Source organism: Kitasatospora sp. NPDC041917 (assembly GCF_055589745.1).
In genome coordinates this window covers 85,185-97,311 of the sequence record NZ_JBVJBI010000007.1, presented here as the reverse complement: position 1 = coordinate 97,311, position 12,127 = coordinate 85,185, and the positions used below count along the sequence as shown (strand labels likewise).

General features: G+C 70.1%; 9 protein-coding genes. 2 read left to right on the top strand and 7 right to left on the bottom strand.

The window, feature by feature from the left end:
* The first annotated feature begins 108 nt into the window (after window positions 1–108).
* Window positions 109–360: a WhiB family transcriptional regulator gene (locus ACZ6EM_RS10855; RefSeq protein ID WP_014138019.1), complete on the top strand. Its 252-nt coding sequence runs from the start codon at window positions 109–111 to the stop codon at window positions 358–360.
* Between the two features lie 470 nt (window positions 361–830).
* Here the strand turns inward: ACZ6EM_RS10855 and ACZ6EM_RS10850 are convergent, their stop codons facing one another.
* From ACZ6EM_RS10850 to ACZ6EM_RS10820, 7 genes are all read right to left on the bottom strand, one after another.
* On the bottom strand, window positions 831–2,351 hold the full coding sequence (locus tag ACZ6EM_RS10850) for a sensor histidine kinase (protein ID WP_359904532.1): 1,521 nt from the start codon (window positions 2,349–2,351) through the stop codon (window positions 831–833).
* Window positions 2,352–2,816: 465 nt separating this feature from the next.
* Window positions 2,817–3,902, bottom strand: coding sequence for an SIS domain-containing protein (locus tag ACZ6EM_RS10845; protein WP_452180968.1), 1,086 nt, complete (start codon window positions 3,900–3,902; stop codon window positions 2,817–2,819).
* 239 nt (window positions 3,903–4,141) lie between these two features.
* Entirely contained in the window at window positions 4,142–5,422 is a 1,281-nt protein-coding gene (locus ACZ6EM_RS10840; RefSeq protein ID WP_359904537.1) for an extracellular solute-binding protein, read from the bottom strand.
* A 456-nt stretch (window positions 5,423–5,878) separates the two neighbouring features.
* Complete coding sequence (locus tag ACZ6EM_RS10835) at window positions 5,879–7,432, bottom strand: glycoside hydrolase family 3 protein (protein ID WP_387695201.1); 1,554 nt, start codon at window positions 7,430–7,432, stop codon at window positions 5,879–5,881.
* 6 nt (window positions 7,433–7,438) lie between these two features.
* A complete protein-coding gene (locus ACZ6EM_RS10830; protein ID WP_380548221.1) occupies window positions 7,439–8,269 on the bottom strand; it encodes a carbohydrate ABC transporter permease in 831 nt (276 codons plus the stop codon).
* Complete coding sequence (locus ACZ6EM_RS10825) at window positions 8,266–9,291, bottom strand: carbohydrate ABC transporter permease (RefSeq protein WP_452180969.1); 1,026 nt, start codon at window positions 9,289–9,291, stop codon at window positions 8,266–8,268. The genes ACZ6EM_RS10830 and ACZ6EM_RS10825 overlap by 4 nt, the downstream gene beginning before the upstream one ends.
* 91 nt (window positions 9,292–9,382) lie before the next feature.
* Complete coding sequence (locus ACZ6EM_RS10820) at window positions 9,383–10,657, bottom strand: extracellular solute-binding protein (RefSeq protein WP_401056129.1); 1,275 nt, start codon at window positions 10,655–10,657, stop codon at window positions 9,383–9,385.
* A gap of 337 nt (window positions 10,658–10,994) precedes the next feature.
* Here ACZ6EM_RS10820 and ACZ6EM_RS10815 point away from each other — a divergent pair, with 337 nt between their 5' ends.
* Window positions 10,995–11,786 carry a GntR family transcriptional regulator gene (locus ACZ6EM_RS10815; protein ID WP_355261095.1) on the top strand — a complete coding sequence of 264 codons (792 nt, stop codon included), beginning with the start codon at window positions 10,995–10,997 and terminating at the stop codon, window positions 11,784–11,786.
* Window positions 11,787–12,127 lie beyond the last annotated feature (341 nt).

Genomic DNA, 12,127 nt, shown 5'->3' with positions numbered 1-12,127 from the left:
GCCTTTGGTCTCTTTTGCTGTTGCGGGATTCGTGAAAGCGTTCACATTCACAAGCCATTCGATTGTGCCGATCGGGCCACCCCCCGCGGCAGGAGGAGTTGGACGACCATGGACTGGCGCCACCGCGCTGTCTGCCGCGAAGAGGACCCGGAGCTGTTCTTCCCGATCGGGAACACCGGTCCTGCTCTGCTGCAGATCGAGGAAGCCAAGGCCGTGTGCCGCCGCTGTCCGGTGATGGAGCAGTGCCTCCAGTGGGCGCTTGAGACCGGCCAGGACGCCGGCGTCTGGGGCGGCATGAGCGAGGACGAGCGTCGCGCGATGAAGCGCCGCGCCGCCCGCAACCGGGCCCGCACCGCCTGATCGCCCAGCGATCACACGCCGTAGCACCAGCAGTGACCGCAGTACCGATCGACACATGATCAAAGGCTTCCCTGCACCTCCTGGTGAAGCCTTCCGCACAAAGGACCTTGCCCTGCCGGGTCCCGCGACACCGGACCCGCCCAGACACTTGATACTGTTCACTGAGAGCAATATCGTGGAGCTGTGGCGCTCACCGTGTGCAACGCACCGGCGAGGTGTCGCACCACCCAGAGCCCCCGCTCCGGCCGACTCCCCCCGACGGCCGGAACGGGTTGAGAGGCCCTGTCGACCCACCCCCCCCGGTCGACAGGGCCTCGTTTCTGTTTCCGCACCCCGGTTGCGCGCCCCGACTCGGCGCCCCGGTTGCGCGTCCGGCCCCACGCTCTGGTTCCGCACTCCGGAGTGCGGAGCGCGGACCCGGCGCTTGATCCGAGCACGCGCCCCCGCCACACACCTTCGCGCACCGGGCCTCAGCGGACCGGGATCTCCAGGACCACCTTGGTCCCGCCGTCCGGGCCGGCCACCATGTCGAAGGTGCCGCCCAGCTCACCGGTGGCCAGCGTCCGGACGATCTGCAGCCCGAGGTTGCCCGCCGTCTTCGGGTCGAAGCCCTCCGGCATGCCGCGGCCGTCGTCCTGCACCGTGATCAGCAGGTACTCCTCCGGCCGGGCGCCGCCGTTCCAGCTCTCCGACCAGCCCGCGCCGGTCGCCGGCGCCCGCCCGCGCAGGGCACTGACCTCCAGGTTCCCGGAGGCGGTTGGCCCGAACGCGTGTTCAAGGGCGTTCTGGAGCAGCTCGGTCAGCACCATCGACAGCGGGGTGGCCACCTCGGCGGACAGGATGCCGAAGCTGCCGGTGCGCCGGGTCGCCACCCGGCCGTCCTGGGACAGCTCCATCACCATCGCCAGCACCCGGTCGGCGATCTCGTCGAAGGCCACCTGCTCGTCCAGCGCCTGGGAGAGCGTCTCGTGCACGATCGCGATCGAGCCGACCCGGCGCACCGCCTCGTCCAGTGCGGCCCGGCCGGACTCCGACTCCATCCGGCGGGACTGCAGCCGCAGCAGGGCCGCGACGGTCTGGAGGTTGTTCTTCACCCGGTGGTGGATCTCCCGGATGGTGGCGTCCTTGGTCATCAGCTCGCGGTCGCGGCGGCGCAGCTCGGTGACGTCCCGGCAGAGCACCAGCGAACCGGTCAGGGTGCCCTTGGGCTTGAGCGGGATCGCCCGCAGGGTCACCACTCCCCCCTGCGCCTCCACCTCGGTCTGCCGGGGCGCCCAGCCGCTCGCCAGCTTCACCAGCGCCTCGTGGACGGCCGAGCGGGACGGCGGGGCGAGATCGGCGGTGGCCCGGCCGAGGTGGCTGCCGACCAGGTCGGTGGTGAGGCCGAGGCGGTGGTAGGCGGAGAGGGCGTTGGGGCTGGCGTAGGTGACGATGCCGTCCGCGTCCAGCCGGATCAGGCCGTCGCCGACCCGGGGGGCGGCGTCCATGTCGGCCTGCTCGACGTTGGGGTAGGGGAAGGAGCCGGCCGCGATCATCTGGGCCAGGTCGGAGGCGCTCTGGAGGTAGGTGAGCTCCAGCCGGCTCGGGGTCCGCACGGTCAGCAGGTTGGTGTTGCGCGCGATCACGCCCAGCACCTTGCCCTCGCGCCGGACCGGGATCGACTCGACCCGGACCGGGACCTCCTCGCGCCACTCCGGGTCGCCCTCGCGCACGATCCGGCCCTCGTCGAAGGCGGCGTCCAGCAGCGGACGGCGGCCGCGCGGGACGAGGTGGCCGACCATGTCGTCCTGGTAGGAGGTGGGCCCGGTGTTGGGCCGCATCTGCGCCACCGAGACGTAGCGGATGCCGTCCCAGGTGGGGATCCACAGCACCAGGTCGGCGAAGGAGAGGTCGGAGAGCAGTTGCCACTCCGAGACCAGGTGGTGGAGCCATTCCACATCGGCCCCGGTGAGGGTGGTGTGGCGGCGGACGAGTTCGTTCAGCGAGGGCACATGGCGAGGGTAGCGCCGCCGGTCCGGGCGGGGCGCGGCGGACCGGTGGGCGGGCCCCGCGGGACCCTGCCGCACGCCCTTCCGTACCCCCTCCCCCACCGCCTTCCGTGCACCCTCCCGCGCACCCTCCGGAGTTGTTTAGACCAATTTTCCGAGAGGCCTGGACAACCGAGATTGGTCTAGTCCACAATGAAAGAGCACCAAGGAGAGGCCCCCGCGCAACTGCCCTGACCGCGCGCGGCCCCTCCTCGGTCGGACGCCGACGATCGAGGACCCCGCACAGTTCTCGACCGGATCCGGTGCCCGACGACAGCTCCGGGCTGCGGTGCCGCATGGGTTGAGGGTCCCGTGTCGGCGCCGTGGCCCGTAGTGTTTTCGGCCCCCCTGAACCACGTCCGGCCGCTCAGCGATTCGGCCCCGGTCCACAGCCTGTGGACCGGGGCCGAATCGCGTCCGCGGGGGGACCTACCTGGTCTCGGTGACCTTCGCCAGGGCGCGCGGGGCATCCGGGTCCTGGCCGCGGGCGATGGTGATCTCGTAGGCCAGCAGTTGCAGCGGCAGGATCTCCAGGATCGGCTGCACCTCCTCCGGCACGCCGGCCGGCAGCGCGAAGCCCGCCGAGGCGGCCTCCACCTGCGCCTGCTGGCCGACCACCATCAGGTCCGCGCCGCGCCCGCGCAGCCGGTCCAGCACCGGCTGGAGGGCCTCGCCGCCCTTGCCGTCCGGGACGATCGCGATGACCGGCGAGACGTTGTCCACCATGGCCAGCGGGCCGTGCAGCAGGTCGGCGCCGGAGAACGGGGTGGCCGGGATGTAGGTGGTCTCCATCAGCTTGAGCGCCGCCTCGCGGGCGGTCGGGTAGCCGTAGCCGCGCGAGGTGATGACCAGGCGCTGGGCGAAGCGGTAGCGCTCGGCCAGCGCCTTCACCTCCGCCTTGCGGGCCAGCACCCCGGCGGCCAGGCCCGGCAGCTCCTCGGCGGCCGAGCCTCCCCCGGTCCTCGGCCCGGGGTACCCCCATGCCTCCGCGAGGCCCTCGACCAGCAGGTAGAGCGCCAGCAGTTCGGCGGTGTAGGTCTTGGTGGCCGGCAGCGCCTTCTCCGGGCCGGCCAGCACGTCGATGTGGAACTCGGAGACCTCGGCCAGCGGCGAGGCGGCGTTGTTGGTCACCGCGAGCGTGATGGCGCCGGCCTCGCGGGCCGCCTTGGTGGAGGCCACCAGGTCGGGCGAGCCGCCGGACTGGCTGACGGTGACGACCAGGACGTCGGTGAGGTCCGGCTTGGCGCCGTACGCGGTGGTGGTGGACATCGAGGTCAGGCCGGCCGGCTTGCCGAGCAGGATCTCGATCAGGTACTTGGCGTACAGCGCGGCGTTGTCGGACGTGCCGCGCGCGGTGAGCAGGACGAAGCGCGGGTTGCGGGCGGCGATCTGCGCGGCGACCTCGCGGATCTTCGGGGCGCCCTCGTCGAGGATGCGCCGGAGGACGGCCGGCTGCTCGGCCATCTCCGCCGCCATGATCCGGCCGGGGACGGAAACAGTCTGCGGGTCGGACATCTGGGTCTGCCTCCGATGAGACGGTTCGACCCCGCTCGGGCGGCTGCCCGGCGGGGACCTCCACGGCGGCGAGTCCGCACACTCGCTGCGGTCCTTCGTGCGGCAATCCTACGGTCGCACCTGCCGCCGGGCACCTCCGTCCGCACGCCCGCGCGCACCCGGCGCGCCCCAGCGGCGCACGCCCGCGGCACGCGCCCGCACGGTCGGGAGGGGCGCGTGGCCGCGGGCGCGACGGAAGGTCAGGACGCCTTGTTGATCAGCTGGTCGATCGCGGCGTCGGCCTCCTTGGTGGCCTGGTCCACCGACTTCCCCTTGAGGATCGCGGTCAGCATGTCCGGGATGACCTTCTGCTTCTCGACCGCGGCCCAGCCGGGGGCCAGCGGGGTGAACCAGGCGTCCGGGACGGCGTTGGCCGCGGCGGCGGTGGTCGGCTTGTTCTTCAGCGGGTTCAGCTGGGTCAGGTTGTTCGGCAGGATGTCCTTGTCGGCCAGCGCCTGCTCGGACTTGGTGCTGGTGAACATCCGGATCCAGTCGGTGGCCAGCGCCACCTGCTGGGACTTGGCGGTGACGGCGAGGTCGGAGCCGCCGATGAAGGTCGGCAGCGGCTTGCCGTCGGGGCCGGGCATGGTGGCCACCTTGACGGCGTCCTTGAGGCTCGGGTCGCCGGTGACCGGGGCGGTGACGCTGGCCGCCTCGTAGCCGTTGCCGTAGAAGGACGCGGCGTGCCCGCGGGCCATCGACTCGAACTGGTTCTGCTCGTTCACCGTCAGGTCGCCCTTGTTGTACTTGCGCACCAGGTCGACGAAGTGGCTGACGCCCTGCTGGGACTTGGGATCGTGCAGGGTGCCGTGCCAGTTGCCGGAGCTGTCGAACTTGGCGATGCTGCCGCCGTACGCGGCCACGTAGCTCATCGCGGCGTACCAGTACGGGCCGGGCAGGTAGAGCGGGGAGTAGGTCTTGTCGGCCTTGTTGCGGTCCGCGACCTTGTCCAGCGCGGCCAGCAGGTCCGCCTCGGTCTTCGGGAAGTCGGCGCTGCCGGTGGCCTGCTGGAAGGCGGCGGAGTTGTAGATGGCGACCCGGGAGCCGGCGTAGTAGGGCACGCACCAGAGCTTGTCCTGGTAGGTGCAGGTGTTGGCGAGCGCCTTGATCCAGCTGTCGGAGTTGTCGAAGGTGCTGCGGTCCACCGGGGCCAGCGCGCCGGAGAGCACGTACTTCATGGTCTCGGTGTTGCCCAGCTCGACCACGTCGGGGGCGTTGCCGTCGGCGATGGCCTTGTCGAGCTTGCCCACCTTGTCGGCCCAGCCCTGGTACACGAGCTTGAGGCTGACGTTCGGGTACCTCGCCGCGAACTCGTCGTTGACCCGCTGGACCAGGTCCGGCCAGTTCTTCTGGGCGTCGTCCATCAGCCAGACGGTGACGGTGCCGCCGGCGGCCTTCGGGTCCGCGGAGCCGCCCGCGCCGCTGTCGCCCGCCGGCTTCGCGGTCGAGGAACAGGCCGTCAGACCGACTGCCAGTGCCATGGTCCCGAGCGTCGAGATGAGCTGACGCTTCTTCACGCCGTCCTCCGAGGGTTGTAGAGCCGTCTTGCCCGCCGGCAGCGTGATTGGCGCCCGCGGCGGAGAGTCCGGACAGGGGGCGGCGAAGAGCTTCGGGGTGGGCCGATACCACATCCGGCGAGGTTGAATCTCGAACCGGATGACTGGACTCTGGCCTAGACCATAGGTGGTGTCAACGACCAAAAGCCCTCCTTGGGACGGCCGTTGCAGAGCTGTTGTACCGCGTGGCCGCCAGTTGTCGTTCCGTCACCCTAAGTGGGCCTTAAGGTGGATTTAAGGCCCACTTGAGGGAACACGGTCACTCGACGAACCCGCAGGTCAACGCCGGGGAAACGGAACGGGCCCGTCATGCGACATGCGCATGACGGGCCCGTGGGCCGACGCCCACCGGACACGGCCGGTGACGTCTCGTCGAACGGTTCAGCCGATCGCTCCCGGCTGCCCGGTGAGGACCTCCACGGCCGCCAGTCCGCAGACCCGGGCGGCGCCGTGGGTGGCGATGTGGAGCGCCCCGACCGGCTCGGACTGGGGCAGGCCCATCTCGACCACGGCGGCGTCCGGCCGGGCCGCCACCAGACGGCCCAGCGCCGCGGCCATCCACCCGTGCCGGTGCGCGTCGCGGACCACCAGCACCAGGCGGCGGCCCTCGGCGGCGGCCAGCAGCTCGTCGACCAGCGCGTCCAGCAGCTCCGGCGCGGCGTCGGCCGCCGACACCTCGCGGGTGCGGGTGCCGGGGAAGCGGTCGGCCAGCATGCCCGCCACACCCCACGGGGTGACGTCGCCGACGGCGATGTTCGGCTCGTCCGAGAACGAGGCCACGTACGGGCGCTCGCTCACCGGCGGCACGGTCAGGCCCGGCGCCCGGACCACCCTGAGCGCCCGGCGCGCGGCCCGCAGACCGACCGCCAGGTCCGGCTCGACCCGCTCGCCCTGGGCCGCGATCCGGCCCCAGCTGCCCAGCGCCCGCACCCGCGCGGCCGCGTCCGCCAGCCGCTCCTCGGCGAGCCGGCCGGAGCGCACGCCCGCCACGATGGCGTCGCGCAGCATCAGCACGGTCTCCTCGTCGGCGAGCCCGCCGCCGACGCAGATCGCGTCCGCGCCGGCCGCCAGGGCCAGTACGGTGCCCTCGCCCATCCCGAAGGTGTCGGCGATGGCGCCCATCTCGATCGCGTCGCTGACGATCAGGCCCTGGTAGCCGAGGCCGCCGTCGGCCGGGGCCGCGCGCAGCAGGTCGCGCAGCACGGCCGGGCTCAGGGTGGCGGGCAGCTTCGGGTCCAGCGCCGGGATCATGATGTGGGCGGTCATCACGGCCTTGGTGCCGGCCGCGATCGCCGCCTGGAACGGGATCAGGTCACGGGCCCGCAGCACGTCCAGGTCGACGTCGATGACGGGCAGCCCGTGGTGCGAGTCCACCGCGGTGTCGCCGTGGCCGGGGAAGTGCTTGGAGCAGGCGGCCACGCCGGCCGACTGCAGGCCCTCCACCCAGGCAGCGGTGTGCCGGGCGCACAGCTCGGGGTCGGCGCCGAAGGAGCGGACCCCGATGACCGGGTTGCGCGGGTTGGAGTTGACGTCCGCGGTGGGCGCCCAGTTGTAGTTGACGCCGGCCGCGGCCAGCGCCCGGCCCAGCTCGCGGGCGACGTCCCGGGTCAGCGCCGGGTCGTCGATCGCGCCGAGCGCGAGGTTGCCGGGCCAGGACGAGCCGGAGCCCGCCTCCAGCCGGGTGACATCGCCGCTCTCCTCGTCGATCGCGATCAGCAGGTCGGGGTTCTCGGCGCGCAGCGCACCGGTGAGCGCGGACAGCTGGTCGAGGTCGACCACGTTGCGGTCGAACAGCGCGACCGAGCCGAGGCCCGCGGCGAGGTGGCGGCGCAGCCACTCCGGCGGCTCGGTGCCGACGAAGCCGGGCTGGAGGACGGTCAGGGCGTCACGGTGCAGCTGGTCGCTGTCCGGCACGGTGGGAACGAGGATGCTCACGTTGACTCAGCCCTTCACTGCGCCGTCGGTCAGTCCGTTGACCGCCTTGCGCTGCAGGAAGATGAACAGGATCAGGATCGGCACGGCGAAGAGGGTGGACGCGGCCATGGTCGCGCCCCAGTCGGTGCCGAACGCGGTCTGGAACGAGGAGAGCCAGACCGGGAGGGTCTGCGCCGTCTCGTTCTTGTTCAACATGTTGACCAGCGGGAACTCGTTCCACGCGGTGATGAAGCCGAACAGCGAGGTCGACATCAGGCCGGGGGCGAGCAGCGGGAAGATCACCTTCACGAAGGCCTGGGTGCGGGTGCAGCCGTCCACCATGGCCGACTCCTCCAGCTCCTTGGGCACGGCGGCGATGAAGCCGCGCAGCGTCCAGATCGTGAAGGGCAGCACCATCATCAGGTAGAAGGCGGTCAGCGGCACCAGGCTGTTGAGCATCTCGTTGTCGCGGACGATCAGGTAGGCCGCGATGATCATGACCTCCCAGGGCGCCATCTGGGCGGCCATCACGACCAGGACGAAGCCCTTGCGGCCGCGGAAGCGCATCCGGGCGATCGCGAAGGCGGCCAGGGTGGCGATCACCAGCGAGCCGAGCACCGCGCCGACGGTGACGATCAGGCTGTTGCTGACGTACGTCCAGAAGTTCGGGACGTGCACGGCCCGGTCGAAGTGCTCGAACGTGCCGTTCAGCGGCAGGAAGACGGGGTCCCGGCTGACGATGTCCTTGTTCTGCTTGAACGCGGTCGAGAACATCCAGTAGACGGGGAAGATGAAGAAGACGAAGAGGACGACCGCGATCAGGTTCGGCCAGGTGCGTCCGATGAGCGAGCGCCTCACAGCTCGTCCTCCTGCTTGAGAATGATGCGGAAGTAGTAGGCCATCAGCGCGCCCAGCATCACGATGGTGAGCACCGCGATCGCGGAGCCGACACCGAAGTGCTGCGACCCGATGCCTTCGAGGAAGGCGTGCACCGGCAGGGTGCGGGTCAGGCCGTCCGGTCCGCCCTTGTTGATCAGGTAGACCTGGGTGAAGGCCTTGAACACCCAGATGACCTCAAGGAAGGTCGTGGCCAGGAGGAAGGGCTTCATGATCGGGTAGATCACCGAGGTCCAGATCTTGCCCGAGCCGGCGCCGTCCATCCGGGCGGCCTCGTAGAGCTCCTTGGGGATCGTGGTCAGGCCCGCGTACATGTTGAACGCCACGAACGGGACCGACTGCCACACGATCAGCAGGATGATCACGAAGAAGGTGGAGTACTGGCCGCTGGTCCAGTTGAAGTGGGCCATGGCGTGCCAGCCCAGCTTGTCCAGGAACCAGTTGACGACACCGAAGTTCTGGTCGAAGAGCCAGGTGTAGACGGTGGTCGCGGCGACCACCGGCATCGCCCAGGCCAGCAGCAGGCCGACCGAGAGCAGCAGCCGCATCCGCTTGCCGAGGGTGTTGAGCAGCAGGCCGACCAGCGTGCCGAACACCATGATCAGCACGACGTTGACCACCGTGAAGACCACCGTGCGCAGGGTGATCGCCCAGAACTCCGAACTACCCAGCTGATCGGTGTAGTTGGAGAAGCCCGTCCACTCGGTCAGGTGCTGGATGAACTGCCGCCTGTTGAGGTTCTGGGCCGAGACCACCACCGTCTCGATCAGCGGCCAGACCAGCAGGACGAGGGTCGCCGCGATGGCCGGCAGCAGCAGTAGGTAGGGGGCGAACCTGGAGGCCGCACTGGGCCCGTCCGACGGTCTGCCGCTCCTCCTCGGGGTGCGCTCGGCACCGGGGGTGGTGGACTTGTCTGTCGACGCCACCACGGAATTCGTTGGTTCCGGGGACTGTGTCTGCACCCGTTCCGACTGCGCAGCCATCGTTCTCTCTTCCTTGCAAACCCGACCACGACGGAAGGCGTCGCTCACCGACCCCCCGCCGGGAGCCGGTGAGCGACGCCGCTCGACTGCCTTACTGCTTCTGGTTGAGACGCTTCGCGATCTCGTCGTCGGCCTTCTTGGCCGCGGCGGCGTAGTCGCCGTTCAGCGCCGAGGTCAGGAAGTCCTTGATCGGGTTCGGCTCGTTCTCGACGTTGGTCCAGGTCGGAACGTTCGGGGTGGTCGCACCGTTGAGCGAGGCCGGCAGGGCGGCCTTGGCGAAGTCGCCGGTGACCTTGCTGTTGAGCGCGACCTTGTTCGGGATGAGACCCGAGGAGGCGATCAGGCCCTCGTTCTTGTCGTTCATGGCGATCTTCAGGAAGCCCTTGGCGAGCTCCGGGTTCTTGCTCTGCTGGGCGATCGCCAGGTTCGAGCCGCCGAGGAAGACGCTGGAGGGCTTGTCCGCGGTCGCGCCGGGGAGCGGGAAGTAGCCGATCTTGTCGGCGGCCAGCTCCTCGGGCTTCGGGACCTCCCAGCCGAGACCGATGATGGCGCCGATGTCACCCTTGGCGAAGACGTCCTTCTGCTGCGGGGTGGCCTCGTCCTTGTCCTTCGGCGCGGTGGTCGAGTGGCTCTGCAGCTTCTTGTAGGTGTCGAAGGCCTTCTGGGCCTCGGGGCTCGACAGGCCGCCGACCCACTTGTCGCCGTCCTTCTTGGCGAGCTTGCCGCCCTCGCTGGTCAGCAGGCCGAAGTAGGCGTACCACTCCTGGCCGGGCATGTAGAGGGCGTCGGTGACGCCCGGGACGGCCTTGACCTTGTCCAGGTCGGTGTAGAACTCGTCCAGGGTCTTCGGCGGGGTGGTGATGCCGGCCTTGGTCCAGATGTCCTTGTTGTAGGTCACCACGCGGTTGGTGAAGTACCACGGGGCGGCGTACTGCTTGCCGTCGATGATCGAGGACTCGTTCAGGTTGGCGGCCCAGTCGGCGCCACCCAGGTCGGCCTTGTCCTTGGTGATGTCGAGCAGACCACCGGTGGCCGCGTAACCCGCGGTCTGGGTGTTGCCGATCTCCAGGACGTCCACCGAACCCTCGGAGAGGGCGGCGGTGACCTTCTGGCCGATGCCGTTCCACTTCTGGGTCTGGATGTCGAGCTTGGCACCCGGGTAGGCGGCGGCGAAGTCGGCCTTGACGCTGTCCTCCCAGCCCTTGGGGGCCGAGCCGTCCATCAGCCACACGGTCAGGGTCTTGCCGTCGTAGTTCTTGGCCGCCGCGGACGAGCCGCCCTCGGTCTTCTTGCCGTCCGAGCTGCAAGCCGCCAGGCCGACGACCATTGCTGCGACGCCGACCGCCGCGATGAGCTGACGCTTCACGCCATCCTCCTGAGGGATGCCTGGGTTGCCCCCGTCGGGCGGCAGCGGCAGACCCACACAAAGCGGGGGGAAAGGTGCCGCGGACCCCATCGAACGGGTGGGGGGATTCATAGTTACCGGTCTAGTGGTGTAGACCAGCTGCCTGGAGCTTGGCCTAGACCAATGGGCCTGTCAACGGCTGTTCGACCGATCTCGACCACCCGTTATCAAGCCGACACCGCACATCGTTCATCGCGTGATGAGGTATTCGTTCCGTAGCCATACATGCAACGATGTGAGCCGTTAACGATGTGGCGGGGTCGCTGAAGGCCTCGCGAGAAGCGGGAGAACAGGTCCGATGAGCAGCGACGGGGGATCCACCGCCCAGGTCAACGACCCCGAGGTGAACAACCTCCCGACGCAGGCCGGCACCGACCCGACCGCGCGCGTCCCCAAGTACTACGGCCTGAAGCGGCACCTGCTGCAGCTCACCGAGACCCAGCCCGCCGGCACCCCGGTGCCGCCCGAGCGCGCGCTGGCCGCCCAGTTCGACACCTCGCGCACCACCGTGCGCCAGGCCCTCCAGGAGCTGGTCGTCGAGGGCCGGCTGGAGCGCATCCAGGGCAAGGGCACCTTCGTCGCCAAGCCCAAGGTCGCCCAGGCCCTCCAGCTCACCTCCTACACCGAGGACATGCGGGCGCAGGGCCTGGAGCCCGCCTCCCGGCTGATCGAGATCGGCTACATCACCGCCGACGACCGGCTCGCCCCGCTGCTCGACATCAAGCCCGGCGGCCGGGTGCTGCGGATCGAGCGCCTGCGGCTGGCCAACGGCGACCCGATGGCCATCGAGGTCGCCCACCTGTCCGCCAAGCGCTTCCCGGCCCTGCGCCGCAACCTGGCCAAGCACAACTCGCTGTACGCGGCGCTGCGCGAGGTGTACGGGGTCACCGTGGCCGAGGCCGAGGAGACCATCGAGACCACCCTGGCCAACCCCCGCGAGGCCGGCCTGCTCGGCTCCGACCTCGGCCTGCCGATGCTCCAGCTGTCCCGGCACTCCTTCGACGCCGAGGGCGACCCGGTCGAGTGGGTCCGCTCGATCTACCGCGGCGACCGCTACAAGTTCATCACCCGGCTGAAGCGTCCGGAGTAGCCGGAGTCCGGGCCAGCCGCAGCGCCCGGAGCAGCCGCACTCCCCCGCCGCACCTCGGGCGCCGGCGCGCAAGACCCGCGCGCCGGCGCCTTTCGCGTTCCGCACCGCACGTACGGTGACGGCGCCTCACGTCCCGCCGCGGCAGCGCGTTTCCGCCGCCCGGCGGTGAACAACCGGTCGGTTGCGTCCGACTGGCGGGAAGTTCCGTCAATTCCGGTGACATGGATCACCCCATGCTCTAGATTGCGCAGCCGTACTGACCTGACTGCCGATCACCGATGGTGCTGCTCGGCGGGCCCGTGCGGCGCTCGGCGCCGACCGGGCTGCGGCGCCGACGGGGA